This is a genomic window from Rickettsia asiatica (assembly GCF_007989425.1).
Taxonomy (GTDB): Bacteria; Pseudomonadota; Alphaproteobacteria; order Rickettsiales; family Rickettsiaceae; genus Rickettsia; species Rickettsia helvetica.
This window is the reverse complement of record NZ_AP019563.1, coordinates 186,549-202,560: the sequence shown is the minus strand read 5'-3', so window position 1 is coordinate 202,560 and position 16,012 is coordinate 186,549. Positions and strand designations below refer to the sequence as shown.

Genomic DNA, 16,012 nt, shown 5'->3' with positions numbered 1-16,012 from the left:
AAACCCTATAATTATTACTTGAGCATGTTAAAAATATTCTGAATATTAATAATGGCAGCGTAATTGAAACTATAGACCAAAAATTAGATGGGATTGGCTATAAAGTATATAGAAATGTGTTAAATGCTTCATTATTTGGAGTACTGCAAGCAAGAGAAAGAGTTTATTTTGTTTGTTTATGAAAAGATTTTAGCAGTGAATATATACTCAAATATGTAAAACCGAAAGAAAGAGATGATATTGTTTTAGATAAAACGCCGGTTGAAAAGCAATTAAAAGCCAATTAGGATCGGTCAAGTTAATAAAGGCGGTCAAGGTGAAAGGATTTACAGCCCTTTCGGTCATTCAATAACTTTATCGGCTTTTGGTGGCGGTGTCGGTGCTAGAAACCGGTCTTTATTATATAAATGATAATATAAGAAGACTATCAATGAATGTAAATATTTAATGGGCTTCTCTCAAGATCATTATGTTGCAGATGGATTAAAGGGTTATAGGCAATTCAGTAATTCCACAAATAATAGCAAATATATATGACTCAATAAGAGCAGTTTAATGGATAATAGCAATGCATATATAGTAAAAATGTAGAAACCCTTTTTAAAAATAGTATCAGTGAACATATTGATATAATAGATAAAATTAGAGATGTTTTTAAAATAGAAGGTAATTTTTCCCATGCTATCAGTACAGGAATATATGCAGAAAAATCTGATGTTAAAATGAGCTTTAGCTGTGGTCATAATATAGATGTTAGTATTGAGCATATAAGCAGGCAATAGCCTATAATCAACTTACAAGAGTGTCTATAAGTAATTTTTGCAAAACATTTAACTTAAATTGTTTAGATTATCTACAGAACTTGATAATTAACAAATCAAGAAATGTTAAATCGAATTTTATTCCACTTGAAGAACAAGAAAAGGTATTATTAATTTTTCAGCCTATTGCAGAAGAAATGGTTAAATGGTCATTCTCAAATGAAACTGCAAGAGAATTATTAGTTTTATATCAAAGAGAAGAAAAATTAATGCGTATATTATGTAATGAAAGATGTTCTAAAAACTCTAAATTATGATATTATTTTTACAAATAAGGGTAATATTATAATAGGTAATTATATTTGTAATTCAACGAAAAGGCGGTAATGGTTCTTTAAGTAGAACAATCCCTAAAGATTCAATTAGACATCCTGGTAATAACATTCAACTAAAATTAAAAATCAAAGATTTTATTAATGGTATGAAAGATTGTGAATTAGCTAATTATTTTGTATAGTCCTAAAAATAAATTTTAAGAGAGTACTTAAATGGCAGAGTTAAGATTACCGTCAAATTCAGTAGTAAAAAAAGGTAGAGAGCATAAAGAAAACGAGGAAATGCTAAAACCTAGAAAGATAAAAATTTATAGATATGATCCTGACCTCGACGAGAATCCTACTATCGATAGTTTTAAGATAGATTTAAGTAAAACCGGACCAATGGTTTTAGATGCTTTAATTAAAATCAAAAATGAAATCGATTCGACTCTAACATTTAGACGTTCTTGTCGAGAAGGAATTTGCGGTAGTTGTGCAATGAATATTGATGGTACAAATACTTTAGCATGCATAAAACCAATAGAAGATATATCAGGCGATATCAAAATCTATCCGCTTCCTCATATGAAAGTAGTGAAAGACTTAGTACCTGATATGTCGCATTTTTACGCACAATATGAATCGATAGAACCTTGGCTCAAAACCGATAGCCCTACCCCTTCAAACTCTGAAAGGTTACAGTCGATTAAAGACCGAGAAAAGCTTGACGGTTTATATGAGTGTATATTATGTGCTTGCTGTTCTACTTCTTGTCCTAGCTATTGGTGGAACGGTGATAAATATTTAGGTCCTGCGATTTTACTACAAGCATATAGATGGATTGCCGATTCAAGGGATGATCATACCGGTGAACGTCTTGAAGCTTTAGAAGACCCATTTAAGCTTTATCGTTGCCACACGATTATGAACTGTACTAAAACCTGTCCTAAAGGCTTAAACCCTGCTAAAGCTATCGGTAAAATAAAAAATTTAATTGCAGAACGTCACAGCGTGTAATGAAAAACTTATTTATTATTTACATAGGAGGTTCTTGTAGCGGAGCTTTAATAGAATTGCATGATATTAGATTAGTCATAGCCGAAACTATTGAGGATACTTATGATTACTTAAAAAAAAGTTGGTGGGGGTTCTCTAGAAAGTTTGCATTTAGAGGCCTGGGGTATACTGAATTGGGCTGATGGATATAGCATTGAAATTGTTGAATTGAACCTAATAATAATCAAGCCAAGTTATATTTTATTAATTTGGGAGGATATGATAGCAAACAGTTTACAGAGCTTCATAAAAATATTTTTGTTGTAGCAGAAAGTGAACAAGAGGCAAAATCTCGTGCATTACAACATATCACAAATTGGGAATTACCGCATAAAGATTATCAGTTTGATGTGGATAAGATTTTGAATGTTAGCGGCTTCTTGAATAATAAAATAAAACTAACTCCTTGTGCCAAAGAGAGGCCTTTTGAATTTATATGTAAATATGTTCCCCATTGGAAAATAATGAATTAATTCGTTATCTGTAATACTTTAAATAATTCTCCCATTTGTTTCGGTGATATTAATCTTTCTACCTGTCTTTCTATTATTTGTGCTTGCTCATCGTTAAGCTTGTCTTGCAATGTTTGCTTGCGTAATAAGATTCCGTTTTCTATTAAAAAATCTCGTTGCGATATTGTATCTATTACGTTTATTTTGCTATTTTTAGCTACTGTTTTTAATGTGTAAAAATCCACATGTGCCGATAAATCGGCTTCTCCAAGATTCTCAAGGATGGGACAATATTTATGATTTTTGACTGCTTGTAATGTTGGATTATATTGATATCTAGTTCTGTTACTCGGAGCTATATCATAGCCGTAATCTATTATTAAGCAGCTGCCGCTTAGTTTTTTTAGATGTTCAGCTATAAATTTTATAATTTCTATCGATTTATAAGATTCTTCAAGTACTGCTCCGTCTTTTGCTTCAATATGAGTATGCAGCAGATATTCTTGTAATTGCTTATTAACGCTTATTTTATCGTATTTAATTCTTCCATCTACCGGTTGCACTATAAATATTCTTTCATACCATAATTCCTTGACTTTAACATATTGTGTTATCGGCATAGCATCAAAGAATTCATTAGCTATTATTATAGTAGGTTTTTTGGGTATATCTTCTACAAATGATCGATGACTAATTGGTAAATTAATATCTTGTAAATTAGCCTTTTGATGAGCAATAAAATTTTGATTAATTTCTATTAGTTCAATTGATAAAGCTTTATAAAATTTCGGTACTAATTTTGTAGTACGTAGTAAATCACGCATTAATAGACCTCGACCTGGCCCAAGTTCTACTAAACTAAAGCTTTTTGGACAACCGATTCTTTGCCACTCTTTGATACACCATAAGCCGATAACTTCACCGAATAGCTGCGAAATTTCAGGAGCCGTAACAAAATCACCTTCACTAGCCAACGATTTTACTTGCTTATAATAGGAAGTAGGATTTAAGTTTAACACCTCCTGCATGAGAACATCACAAGTAATATAGCCGTTTTGATCAATTAATTGTCTTATTTTGGATTTGATTGACATATTAAATAACTTCCTAAAAGTAACATAGGTATAGATAAAATCTGTCCCATAGTTAAGCTATCTAAAATAAACCCAATTTGTATGTCTGGTTCTCTAAATATTTCAATAGCGATTCGGAAAAGAGCGTAAAATATTAAAAATAGTCCTGAGTTTAAACCGCATTTTTTAAGAGTTTTGTGCTTAAATGTTGCATACGCTAAGATATAAAATAATACTAAACCTTCAAAAAAAGCTTCATATAACTGACTAGGATGTCTTGGCATCAAATCACTATTCGGAAAAATCATACCAAAAGAAGAATTTGTAATACGTCCGTATAGTTCGCCGTTAATAAAATTAGCGATTCTACCTAAAAATAATCCGATAGGTACTACAGGGGCTATTATATCCGTGAGGCTTAAAAAATTAACTTTATATTTTCGACAAAACAAATAAGCAGCAATAATCACCCCTAAAGCTCCGCCATGGAAAGACATCCCGCCTTCATAAGTTTTTAAGATATCTATTGGATTTGAAAAATATCTAGAAGGATTATATAATAAAACAAACCCTAGTCTACCCCCGACTATTATGCCTATAACGGCATAAGTAATGAAATCTTCTAGATTTTTTTTGATAATTTGAGGCTTAAATTTTTCTATAATTTTATTTGCATAGAACCAGCCTAGCAAAATTCCTACTACATATGAAAGAGAATACCAAGAGATAGCAAGTGGACCTATAGAGAAAATAATTGGATTGATATTAGGAAATGTCATAGATAAATAAGTTATTTAATTCATTTAACGTCTGAGCTACGGAAAATTACGTAAGTAATTGATCAAGCAATCCAGTTTTTTATTATTTTTATGGATTGCCACAGCCGCTTCGTGGCTTCGCAATGACAGTATCTATATTTGGTTAGCAATACCAAATTCTTTTGAGTTAAAATTATTGATAAAAATAAAATTTTTAGTAATAATAAAAAAGATTTATATTTTATAATAATAATGATAGGTAAAATATGCAATATTTAATGGATCTATATCATACCTCAAGTACTGAGTTAGTATTATTGTTTGTTATGTTAGTATCTCTTATACCGGTGATATTTCTAATTAAAAGATTAATTTTTATTCCTGTAAAAAATTATTTAACTAGACATCATTATGATGATTATGAAAGGATACTAAACAAATATTCTATATTTCGTTATTTATTACACACTTTATTAGCACTTTACTTTGTATGTTGGGGAAATATTTTCCATCCTACTTCTTTTAAAGCACATGTATTACTGGGAATCAAAGATACTATAGTAATCTTATATACTAGTATATCCGTGACGATTTTATTATTAATGCTTATAGATGCTTTTGCAGATCTGTATCACAATAGGATCAAAGCCGTTACAAAAAATGCACCGCTTAGCTTATATTTTCAAATATTAAAAATTATTGTCATAGTTATTGCAGCAATGGTAACTATTTCATATATATTAAATATTTCGCTTAGTACATTCTTAACAAGCTTAGGTGCAGCCGCAGCTCTTTTAACATTTGTTTTCAAAGATACCGTTTTAGGATTACTTGCAAGCTTGCAACTCACTACTCAAGAAATTATTAATATTGGAGACTGGGTACGTATAGGCGAAATTGAAGGAACAGTTGAAAAAATTACTATTTCCGTAGTAACAATTAGGAATTTTGATCAATCTATTTCTACAGTTCCTACTTACAGCATTTTAAATTCTAACGTAACTAATTATAGAGGAATTAGTGAATCAGGAGCAAGAAGGGTAAAAAGAGTATTTAATATTAATATGGCAACTATTAACTTCTGTGATGCTACTATTTTAAAAGAACTAAAAAAATCTCCTTATATATCAAAGGATGTAATAGATAAAATCACTCTTGATAAAGAAGAGAAAGATTTAACTAATATTAAACTATTCAAATTATATATCCAGGAATATCTAAAAAATAATCCGGCAGTTTATACTGAAGGGTTTACTTTTCTAGTAAGACAGCTTGAACCTACGATTAATGGGTTGCCTATAGAAATATATATCTTCATTAAAGAAGTGAATTTAGTAGGTTATGAAAATATACAGGACAATATTTCTGAACATTTAATTTCTATACTTCCTGAATTTAAATTAAAAATATTTCAGAATGTAGGAGTGGTATAATATATCTGAAGTAAAATAAAAAGTAGTAAAAATAAATTAAATTTGTATCCAAGATGGAAGTCGCCCTTCATCTTGGATATTCACTACTTTTGAAAGAAAAGAAGCATATATACTACTTGATTATTTTCTCTAAATGCTTTAAACTTAAGGCTTTAAAAATATGAAAATTTAAGACCTAGGAATGAATAATAATATAATTAATTTAATAGCCACTATTATACTGTCTTTAAGTATAATTTTCGGTTGGCAATATTTTGTTGTAAAACCTGAACAAAAAAAACAGCAACGGCAAATAACAGTGCAGAAAGCAGAAAATTTAAAGAAACAACAGTTAAAAGCTTTAGTCGAACCTGCAGCTGATATTGTTGTTCAAGAAGAAAGTCAAGTACAGCGTATTAAAATAGAATCTGAATCACTCACCGGTTCTATTTCATTAAAAGGACTTAGATTTGACGATTTAATATTAAAGAAATATAAACAAGATTTATCTAAAAATAGTCCTGAAGTGAGATTATTTTCACCGGCTAATACAGAAAATGCATATTTTGCTGAAATTGGTTTAGTTAGTAATTTATCTAGTGTAAAACTCCCTAACAACGATACTATATGGAATAGTGATAGTGAAATATTAAGCCCTGAAAAACCCGTTAATTTATTTTGGGTTAATGAAGACGGAGTTAAATTTTTAGTTACTATTACTGTCGATGAAAACTATTTATTTACTATAGAGCAAACCATCGTTAATAATAGTGATAAAGAACTTCCTGTGCAATCTTACGGTTTAATAAACCGTAAATATATTACCATAGAGAAAGCGGTGAATATATTACATCAAGGACCTATCGGGTGTATAGACGAGAATCTTAAAGAATATTCGTATGATGATATTAAAGATAAGAAAAGTGAAAAATTTGCAGCAAGTAAGGTTGACTGGATAGGAATTACCGATAAATATTGGTTATCTTCCTTGATTCCGGATAAATCAAGTAATTACAGCTCGAATTTTAATTATGCTCTTAAGCAAGGGGCTGAAAGATATCAGGTAGATTTTATTTCACCGGTACAAATAATAAAGCCTGGCGAAAATTTTTCCATTAAAAGTAGAATTTTTGCAGGAGCAAAAAAAGTAGACTTGTTTGATAAATATGAAAAGCAATATGATATTAAATTATTTGATAGAGCTATTGATTTCGGCTGGTTTTATATAATTACCAAACCGGTTTTCTACGCCATGAATTTTTTCTATGGCTATGTCGGTAATTTCGGTGTTAGTATATTAATTGTTACGGTTATAATTAAGCTATTAATGTTTACTTTAGCCAATAAGTCTTATCGTTCGATGAAAAAAATGAAAAATTTACAGCCGGAAATCGATAGGATAAAAAATTTATACAGTGATGATAAGGCACGTTTAAATCAAGAAATTATGGCTTTATATAAAAAAGAAAAAGTAAATCCGATAGCGGGTTGTTTGCCTATACTTGTTCAAATCCCGGTATTTTTCTCTATCTATAAAGTATTGTATGTAACTATTGAAATGCGGCAAGCACCGTTTTACGGCTGGATTAAAGACTTATCTGCATCTGATCCTACTACTATTTTTAATTTATTCGGCTTATTACCGTTCTCGCCGCCATCATTTTTAATGATTGGAGCATGGCCTATTTTAATGGCTATTACTATGTTCTTACAGCAAAAAATGAGTCCTGAACCTGCAGATCCGATGCAAGCTCAAGTAATGAAATTTATGCCGCTAATTTTTTTATTTATGTTTAGTAGTTTTCCTGTGGGACTTTTAATATATTGGTCTTGGAATAATATTCTATCCATAATTCAACAATATTATATTAATAAATTTAATTAATTAATGAGAATAGATAAAAATTTACCTAATTATCTAACTATTGCTCGAATAATGGTAATTCCGGTTATTATACTGGTATTTTATATAAATAATTCACTTGCACGTAAACTTGGGGCATTATTATTTGTTTTAGCTAGTATTACGGATTTTTTTGACGGTTATATTGCAAGGAAATATAATTTAGTTACAAGTTTCGGCAAGATGTTTGATCCTATAGCAGATAAGCTACTAGTAGGTTGCGTTATTATAATGCTACTAAAAAAGGATAACGTAGATGAGATACCTTGCTTATTAATTTTAGCACGAGAATTTTTAGTTAGCGGCCTTCGGGAATTTTTAGCTCTAGTAAAGGTTAGTGTGCCTGTATCGAGACTCGCTAAGGTAAAAACGTTTTTACAAATGTTTGCTTTATCGATATTGATACTAGGCTCAAAAGGTTCAGGAATTATTTATTTAGATATAGTAGGGGAAATAATTTTATGGATTGCCGCTTTTTTAACAATCATTACAGGTTATTCTTATTTTACAGCATGTAAGAAATATTTTTAAATAGGAGAATTTTATGATATATGTAAAATATGTAATTTTAGGGTTTATTATGGTGTCTAGTTTAAATCTTTACGCTGCTAACAATGATATAATTGCCGATAAGAAAGTTGTAAAGGTAGAAGTAAGTAATGAACATTTAAAAACATTAAATGAAGCTTCTACTCTTTTAATTAGTTGTGTAGATTTTAGATTAATAGACGAAACAGATAAATTAATGAAGCAATTAGGATTAGAAGATAATTTTGATAAAGTATCATTGCCCGGTGCATCGCTTGCCCTTGTTAACGACAAATATACTTATTGGGGAAAAACAATAGAAGATACTATCGAGATTTTGCAAGAATTACATAACATCAAACAAATTGTTTTTCTTGATCATAGAGAATGTGGAGCTTATAAAATACTTATAGGTCAGGAACAGCTAAATACCAAGGAAAAAGAAACGGCAGCACATGCAGAAATTTTAAACAAGGCACGTGATATAATAAAAGAAAAATTCCCCCAATTAAAAGTTTATACTTTTTTAATGGGTCTTGATGGTGTAGTGGAGCAGATTTATGAAGTTAAATAAGTTGTTATTGTAAGGTGTTGCTTGTAGAGATACCAAAAATCGTCATTGCGAGGAAATTGCGTAGCAATTGACGAAGCAATCTAGTTAAAAAATGTTAAATTAACATTTTTTTATTATTTTTTATGGATGCCATACAGTCTACGACTGCTTGCAATGACGATTTTTGAGTTACGCAACAACGCTGATAACAGTAATTTATTTTGTATCTTTATCCTTATTATTATTAGAATCAACAGTATTATTCTTTGGGTCATTTTCTGCCGATAGTTTAGAGATAGATAGTTTTTGTTTATATTTTTGTTGCTCTGCTAAAAAATTTTGAGCCTCTTTGGAAAGGCTGTTATATAGTTCACGTTTCTTCTTATTAATATCGACTATTTCTACTCTATATTTTTGTATTTCCTCCCGTACTTCCGGTTTTATAGTACCGGCGTAAGCAGAAAAATCATCTATAATTTTTTGTGTTGTAACATCGTTAGTTTTTGCTGCATCTTTTTTTGAGCCGTCAGAAGTTGTACTATTGGCAAAGCAGCTTGTACTAAGTAAAATAGCTATTCCAAATATTATTTTTTTTATCATATAAACCTTATTCTTAATAAGTGGCATTGTTGCGTGGATCGTCTTATGTCATTCCCGCTTCCGCGGGACTCCAGTAAAATATATAAAAAACAAGTTTTTTATATGTTTATTTTGTCAAGTATGTAACTTTTGTGTCAATATTGAAGTTATTTTTTTGACTCCCCGCCTATGGGTCTTGTTGTATGGCTCAAAAAAGCGTTCGATGTCATTCCGTTGATCGCAGGAATCCAGTTTTTTTAAGCAAATTACATACATTTCTATATAATTTTCTTTGTTTTTATCATTTTTTTTACTGGATTCCTGCGATCAACGGAATGACATAAGAGACCATGCAACAACTCCTATGGCGGCTCGCAATGACGACCTCGGTATCTACGCAAGAACTTCTTAACAAGTAGATCATGTTTAAATCTAATAGTCAATTAAAAGATATAATAGAAATTATTTGTATTTTATTATTGGGTGAGTATAAATATACTAACAGTTGGGAACAATATATAAAATTATGAAAAATATACAATATTATAATAATAATGCTCAAGAGTTTTATAACAGAATAATCAATGCAGATTTATCTGATAACTATAAAGCATTTACTAGCTATTTACCTGAAAAAGCTCATATTTTAGATGCCGGTTGCGGAGTTGGTCGTGATACAAAATATTTTTTAAGTCAAGGCTATCAAGTTACCGCTTTTGACGGTTCAACCGAAATGGTTAAATTAGCCTCAAAAGAAACTGGAACTAATGTAAGGCAATTAACTTTTCAAGATATTGATTTTGATGAGTTGTTTGATGGAGTTTGGACTCAAGCAACTCTCCTTCATGTACCTTATAATGAAACAACCAATGTTTATAAAAAAATTCACGCTGCATTAAAGCCAGAGGGAATTTTTTATGCTTCTTACGGATATGGTTCAGATATTATACAAAGTGATGATCGCGATTTTTACAATATGAATGAAGATACAATAAAACCTTATTTTAACGGGCTTTTTGAGATAGTTAAAATATGGACGGAAAAGAGTAAGAGATTCTCTCCAAGTAAAGAGGCATTATGGTTAAATTTTATTGTGAAAAAAAGTAAAACAATATGATCGATTAGTTTACTTATTTCTTGCTTTAATAATCAGTTTTAAAATATACGCAAAGGAATATAAAGGCTTAACCTATAATCGTTATGAAAAAGATAAGCATGTTATTCATGTGTTAACTATTGATCCTAAGAATTTTAGGCTAAAACTAGTTAAAGCACATAATCAGGTTATAGGTAGAGAAACAGTAGACGCTATGGCATCACGCACTAATGCTATAGCTGCTATTAATACCGGATTCTTTGAAATCGCCGGTAGCGATGATGGCAGACCAAGTCTTACTTTAATGATTGACGGCAAGCTATTTAGTCTTAGAAAACAACTACAAAGCTTGTTAATTATAGATCAGGGCAATATTCAAATTACCAAGGCTAGTGCAAAAATTTCAGTAGAAATAGGTGATAAATCTATTGTTCCAAATCAAGTTAATTATTTTTCAAATTCAAAAGATGTTACTTTCTATAATGATGTTTGGACGTCTACTACATTAACGCCATATACTAACAAAGAAATTTTGATTGATCAGAATAGACCTCTTCGGAAACTCGCTTATAGAGAGGAATTTGAAGGAGACACGGAACGCAGAACCGCAGCGTACTCAAATGTGCGTGAGGATTCGAGTACTGGATCGACGTACAAATTACCTCTAGAAGTAAAGTTTCCGAAGAGGTCTAATTTTATTGTTACGGAAATAAGCGGACATGGTGATAATCAAATTCCACAAAAAGGCTTTATATTGTCCTTTCCATAAGAAATAAGTTTACCGATAGTAAAAAAATAGGGGAGAATGTAAAGCTAAATTTAGAATTTATCGATAAAGACGGTAAGCCTATAAATTTAAGCAAAACCGCTTCAGTAGTAACCGGTATTCCTTTGTTGGTTCAAAACGGTAAAAATGTTATAGATAATCCAAAGCAAAATGATCCGGCTCATGCTCGTACGGCTCTAGGAGTGCGTAATGACGGTACTATAGCTGTAGCCGAACATATTTATAAGCAACATGTAAAAGACCTTAAACTTGCACAAGTGAGATCAATTCTACGAAAAGAAAAAGGTATAACTTTTGAAAAATTAACAATTCCCGAAGCTTTAAAAATTCTAGAAAAACATCTTGTTAATGATACAGTGATAGGGTTAACTAAAGCAGAGCTTGCAGAATATATGCTAAGCCTTGGATGTGAATCGGCAATCAATTTAGATGGCGGCGGCTCTTCTACGTTATTTATGGACGGAAAAATTATAAATAATGTTACAGGCGATGAAGATGAAGCTTTAGGCGAACATACGGTACGTTCTGTATCCGATGCAATAGTTATTATACCAAATAATATAAAGTAAATTTACGCTGCCTTAGCATGGAACGATGTCATTCCTGCTTTCGCAGGAATCCAGTAACTAAAAGATACAAATATATTTAATTTTTCATATTAAAAACTCAAATAAATTCGCTTTTTTCTGGATTCCCGCTTTTGCGGGAAGGCATTGTTGCGTGGATCGATTTTCCGTTGTCATCCCCCCGCGACTTGATCGCGGGATCCAGCTTAAAATACTAATATTATTAGTATTTTAAATTGTTTTTATGGACCCCGTGGCTTGACCACGGGGTGACACAGTGGATTTTACCGGTCCACGCAACAATGCAGATATTTATTTTTATATGTTTATTTTGTTAAACATGTAGTGTGGGTAACAGTGCTGAAGTTATTTTTTCTGGACCCCGTGGTCAAGCGAACTAGGTGATAGTGAAAAATCTGTGAACGCTAACCTTACTTCATTGCTTTTTTACGTTTTTCTAAATATTCTTCTTTACTCATGATTTTTTCGGGAGCTACATAATCTAAAAATACTTTTCCGTTTAGATGATCAATTTCATGCTGAATAACTCTTGCTAAAAATCCTTCTGTGATACCTTGAATTTGATTTCCATTTATATCATATGCGTGATAGTGAATTTTCTTATATCTTGCTACTGGTCCTGTAGCATTTTCAACAGAAAAGCACCCTTCGTAATCTTGATGTTTATCAATACCTATCGGTTTATATGAGGGGTTAATCCATATAGTTTTAGGCATTGTATCCGTAAGATCAGGACGCCATTTTTTTAACTCTTCATTTTCATGTACTGCAAATATTATTATACATTTTGATATGCCTATTTGTGGTGCAGCAAGCCCTGCACAATTTTCTTCTTGATCATATTTCTTCTCTAATATAGATACATCAAGTAAGTCTTCTGCAGATAAAGGGAAGTTTAACGTTTTTGCCTTTATTCTAATAGTTTTATCCTCTGAACTATTTAAGGTTTGAATTTTCAAAGTTACATATTGCGGTAATGAAATATTGTTTTCATTTTTCATATTACTTTTACAACCTGTTGTAAAAATTTATAGCAGTTAATAATAGAGCTGTTTTTAATTTGGACATATACTTTCATTATAATAATTTATAAATAGAAGATTATAGATAGAAATTAAAATCAAGTAAATAAATTATCATAGTTCTTTTATGCATCTCAGAGTCAATATATTTTATTTAATTTCCTTTGAGGAAAAATCAATAGGTTTGACTTTTCTAACATATTCTAGTATAATATTTATCTTCAAAATAAATAGAAAAATTTAATTTATGAGTACTATGAAAAGTGATAATTATCTCTCGGAACTAAGAAAGGTAATTTGGCCTATAGAAAGATATGAAAATAAGAAGTTTCTTCCTATGGCGTTTATGATGTTCTGTATTTTATTAAACTACTCAACGCTTCGTTCAATTAAAGACGGGTTTGTAGTAACGGATATAGGGGCAGAAGCAATAAGTTTCTTAAAAACATATATAGTACTACCTTCTGCCGTAATCGCTATGGTAATTTATGTTAAGCTCTGCGATATTTTAAAGCAAGAAAACGTGTTTTATGTTATTACTTCATTTTTCTTAGGGTATTTTGCATTATTTGCATTTGTTCTTTACCCCTACCCTGATTTAGTTCATCCTGATCCTGAAACCATAGAATCTTTAAGTTTAGCTTACCCTAATTTCAAATGGTTTATAAGAATAGTTGGGAAATGGAGTTTTGCATCTTTTTATACTATGGCAGAGCTTTGGGGAACAATGATGCTTAGTTTATTATTTTGGCAATTTGCTAACCAAATTACTAAAACCGATGAAGCTAAACGTTTTTACTCAATGTTTGGTTTACTTGCTAATTTAGCATTGCCTGTAACATCCGTGATTATTGGATATTTCTTGCATGAAAAAACTCAAATAGTTGCAGAACATCTAAAATTTGTGCCTTTATTTGTTATAATGATAACAAGTAGCTTTTTGGTAATATTAACATATAGATGGATGAATAAAAACGTTCTAACCGATCCTAGACTTTATGATCCGGCATTAGTAAAAGAAAAGAAAGCTAAAGCTAAAATGTCATTAATAGACAGTTTTAAAATGATCTTTACTTCTAAGTATGTAGGTTATATTGCATTGTTACTTATTGCTTATGGTGTTTCAGTAAATTTAGTTGAAGGTGTTTGGAAATCCAAAGTAAAAGAATTATATCCGACGAAAGAGGCTTATACTATATATATGGGTAAGTTCCAATTTTATCAGGGTTGGGTTGCAATTGCTTTCATGCTTATAGGTAGTAATATTTTAAGAAAAGTATCATGGCTAACTGCAGCTATGATAACTCCATTAATGATGTTAATTACCGGTGCAACATTTTTTGCATTTATCTTTTTTGATAGCGTTATTGCTATGCATTTAACAGGCATTCTTGCTTCAGGTCCTTTAGCACTTGCTGTTATGATCGGTATGATTCAAAATGTTTTAAGTAAAGGTGTAAAATATTCTTTATTTGATGCCACTAAAAATATGGCATATATCCCGCTTGATAAGGATTTACGAGTAAAAGGACAAGCTGCTGTTGAAGTTATCGGAGGAAGATTCGGTAAATCAAGCGGTGCTATTATTCAATCTACATTCTTTATTTTATTTCCTGCATTTGGTTTTGTAGAGGCAACTCCTTATTTTGCTTCTATATTCTTTGTAATAGTAATATTATGGATATATGCTGTTAAAGGTTTAAATAAAGAGTATCAAGTTTTGGTAAATAAAACCGAAAAATAGAATTTGTTAAAATTTAATATTATAAAAAAAAGCAAGTTTCTAAGAAACTTGTTTTTTTATAGTCGGAGAGTTTATAATATGACAAATACAAAACCCAAAATTAAAACTCCAAGATTGCCATATGTAAAAAAATATAATAGTTGGCGAATAAGGATTTTGTATTCTATTATTATAGGTTATGCGACTTTTTATTTTTGTCGTCAGAATTTTAATATAGCAACTCCTGCTATAAGAGAATATTTTGGGGTTACTAAAACACAAATTGGTTGGATATTAACTGCTTCATCTATTATGTATGGAGTTAGTAAAGCTTGTAACGGGTTTATTAGCGATAAAGTTAATGCTCGGATATTTATGGTTTTGGGCCTTTTATTTGTCGGGATCATTACTATTCTAATAGGTTTTTCAGATTCTTTATGGCTTATAGGAATTTTATGGATAGCCAGTAATTGGTTTCAATCTATGGGTTGGCCTCCTGCAACAAAAATGCTTACTCACTGGTTCGCTTCAAAAGAACTTGGAACTAAATGGGCTATGGGTGCAACTTCTAATCAAATAGGTGGTGCCCTTGCTATGATAAGTTGCGGTTATTTAATCGATAAATTTGATTGGAGAGCTGCTTTTTTCATTCCCGGTGTAGTTGCTTGTATAGTATCGCTTTTTTTATATAATAGGCTTCGTAATTCTCCAAAAGAAGTAGGTTTATCTACCGTAGAGGAATATAAAGAATATCCGCCTGAAGCTATAGGAGATTATGAGAAGCTATTAACTCCCCAATTACTTAAAATGGTCTTTTGTAATAAGCTAATATGGTATGTTTGTTTAGCAAACATGTTTGTTTATATAATACGTTCCGGAGTAATTTATTGGGCTCCAACATTTTTAAAAGATTTACGTAATATAAGTCTTGCAAATGCAGGCTTACAAATCGGTTTATATGAAATGATAGGTATCCCAGGGGCATTAATAGCAGGTGTTTTATCTGATAAACTATTTCAAGGTCGTCGAGGTCCTGTTGCATCCATATGTATGGTATTGCTTAGCTTATTATTAGTCTTATTTTGGAAAATTCCTATTCAAAGTGAATTATTAAGTATAGTAATTCTTTCTTTAATAGGCTTTTTTGTATCCGGTCCTCAACTACTTGTAGGTATAGCAGCTGCTGATTTCAGTACCCGTCAAGCTGTCGGTACGGCTAATGGATTATCAGGGTTATTTGGTTATTTAGGAGCGGCTATTGCGGGAGTCGGCGTAGGATGGATTAGCGATAATTACGGTTGGAATGGGGTATTTATATTTTTCAGTATTTCTGCTCTTTTAGGAGGAGGATTATTCGCTTTAACATGGAATCGTTCAGCTAAAAAATAAATTTAATAATTATATA

General features: G+C 31.0%; 17 protein-coding genes and 1 pseudogene. 14 read left to right on the top strand and 4 right to left on the bottom strand.

The window, feature by feature from the left end:
• Window positions 1–35 precede the first annotated feature (35 nt).
• From RAS_RS10375 to RAS_RS01075, 5 genes are all read left to right on the top strand, one after another.
• Window positions 36–182 carry a DNA cytosine methyltransferase gene (locus RAS_RS10375; RefSeq protein WP_332094831.1) on the top strand — a complete coding sequence of 49 codons (147 nt, stop codon included), beginning with the start codon at window positions 36–38 and terminating at the stop codon, window positions 180–182.
• A 620-nt stretch (window positions 183–802) separates the two neighbouring features.
• The gene (locus RAS_RS08425; protein ID WP_172616102.1) at window positions 803–1,078 is read left to right on the top strand and encodes a hypothetical protein; all 276 of its coding nucleotides are present in this window, start codon (window positions 803–805) and stop codon (window positions 1,076–1,078) included.
• 231 nt (window positions 1,079–1,309) lie between these two features.
• On the top strand, window positions 1,310–2,095 hold the full coding sequence (locus RAS_RS01085) for a succinate dehydrogenase iron-sulfur subunit (RefSeq protein ID WP_010420601.1): 786 nt from the start codon (window positions 1,310–1,312) through the stop codon (window positions 2,093–2,095).
• A complete protein-coding gene (locus RAS_RS10930) occupies window positions 2,095–2,277 on the top strand; it encodes a DUF1543 domain-containing protein (protein ID WP_147141547.1) in 183 nt (60 codons plus the stop codon). Before RAS_RS01085 ends, RAS_RS10930 begins: the two co-directional genes overlap by 1 nt.
• Window positions 2,278–2,343: 66 nt before the next feature.
• Complete coding sequence (locus RAS_RS01075; RefSeq protein WP_147141545.1) at window positions 2,344–2,607, top strand: hypothetical protein; 264 nt, start codon at window positions 2,344–2,346, stop codon at window positions 2,605–2,607.
• Here RAS_RS01075 and RAS_RS01070 read toward each other — a convergent pair.
• Together RAS_RS01070 and lgt are read right to left on the bottom strand one after the other, a co-directional pair.
• Entirely contained in the window at window positions 2,604–3,680 is a 1,077-nt protein-coding gene (locus RAS_RS01070) for a class I SAM-dependent methyltransferase (protein WP_147141542.1), read from the bottom strand. The two genes, RAS_RS01075 and RAS_RS01070, sit on opposite strands and share 4 nt — an antisense overlap.
• Window positions 3,659–4,438: a prolipoprotein diacylglyceryl transferase gene (lgt, locus tag RAS_RS01065; RefSeq protein WP_147141539.1), complete on the bottom strand. Its 780-nt coding sequence runs from the start codon at window positions 4,436–4,438 to the stop codon at window positions 3,659–3,661. Before lgt ends, RAS_RS01070 begins: the two co-directional genes overlap by 22 nt.
• A 245-nt stretch (window positions 4,439–4,683) precedes the next feature.
• Between lgt and RAS_RS01055 the strand changes: the two genes are divergently transcribed.
• The 4 genes from RAS_RS01055 (at window position 4,684) to RAS_RS01040 (ending at window position 8,834) form a co-directional block, all read left to right on the top strand.
• Entirely contained in the window at window positions 4,684–5,850 is a 1,167-nt protein-coding gene (locus RAS_RS01055) for a mechanosensitive ion channel family protein (protein ID WP_147141536.1), read from the top strand.
• Window positions 5,851–6,031: 181 nt separating this feature from the next.
• Complete coding sequence (gene yidC / locus RAS_RS01050) at window positions 6,032–7,714, top strand: membrane protein insertase YidC (protein ID WP_147141532.1); 1,683 nt, start codon at window positions 6,032–6,034, stop codon at window positions 7,712–7,714.
• Between the two features lie 3 nt (window positions 7,715–7,717).
• Window positions 7,718–8,263, top strand: a complete 546-nt coding sequence (gene pgsA, locus RAS_RS01045) for a CDP-diacylglycerol--glycerol-3-phosphate 3-phosphatidyltransferase (protein WP_147141529.1) — start codon at window positions 7,718–7,720, stop codon at window positions 8,261–8,263.
• A 13-nt stretch (window positions 8,264–8,276) separates the two neighbouring features.
• Window positions 8,277–8,834: a carbonic anhydrase gene (locus RAS_RS01040; RefSeq protein ID WP_147141526.1), complete on the top strand. Its 558-nt coding sequence runs from the start codon at window positions 8,277–8,279 to the stop codon at window positions 8,832–8,834.
• Between the two features lie 195 nt (window positions 8,835–9,029).
• Here RAS_RS01040 and RAS_RS01035 read toward each other — a convergent pair whose 3' ends face one another.
• Window positions 9,030–9,413: a hypothetical protein gene (locus RAS_RS01035; protein ID WP_147141523.1), complete on the bottom strand. Its 384-nt coding sequence runs from the start codon at window positions 9,411–9,413 to the stop codon at window positions 9,030–9,032.
• Between the two features lie 505 nt (window positions 9,414–9,918).
• On the opposite strand from RAS_RS01035, the gene RAS_RS01030 reads away from it, so the two are divergent.
• From RAS_RS01030 to RAS_RS10925, 3 genes are all read left to right on the top strand, one after another.
• A complete protein-coding gene (locus RAS_RS01030; RefSeq protein WP_147141520.1) occupies window positions 9,919–10,509 on the top strand; it encodes a class I SAM-dependent methyltransferase in 591 nt (196 codons plus the stop codon).
• 109 nt (window positions 10,510–10,618) lie between these two features.
• Complete coding sequence (locus RAS_RS09275; RefSeq protein WP_232049263.1) at window positions 10,619–11,257, top strand: palindromic element RPE1 domain-containing protein; 639 nt, start codon at window positions 10,619–10,621, stop codon at window positions 11,255–11,257.
• A gap of 122 nt (window positions 11,258–11,379) precedes the next feature.
• Window positions 11,380–11,844, top strand: a complete 465-nt coding sequence (locus RAS_RS10925; protein ID WP_232049262.1) for a phosphodiester glycosidase family protein — start codon at window positions 11,380–11,382, stop codon at window positions 11,842–11,844.
• Window positions 11,845–12,272: 428 nt separating this feature from the next.
• Here the strand turns inward: RAS_RS10925 and RAS_RS01010 are convergent.
• Window positions 12,273–12,930: pseudogene (locus RAS_RS01010) on the bottom strand (peptide deformylase).
• Between the two features lie 201 nt (window positions 12,931–13,131).
• On the opposite strand from RAS_RS01010, the gene tlc1 reads away from it, so the two are divergent.
• Window positions 13,132–14,628: an ATP/ADP exchange transporter Tlc1 gene (gene tlc1, locus RAS_RS01005; RefSeq protein ID WP_147141516.1), complete on the top strand. Its 1,497-nt coding sequence runs from the start codon at window positions 13,132–13,134 to the stop codon at window positions 14,626–14,628.
• Between the two features lie 78 nt (window positions 14,629–14,706).
• Window positions 14,707–15,996, top strand: a complete 1,290-nt coding sequence (locus RAS_RS01000; protein ID WP_147141513.1) for an MFS transporter — start codon at window positions 14,707–14,709, stop codon at window positions 15,994–15,996.
• Window positions 15,997–16,012 lie beyond the last annotated feature (16 nt).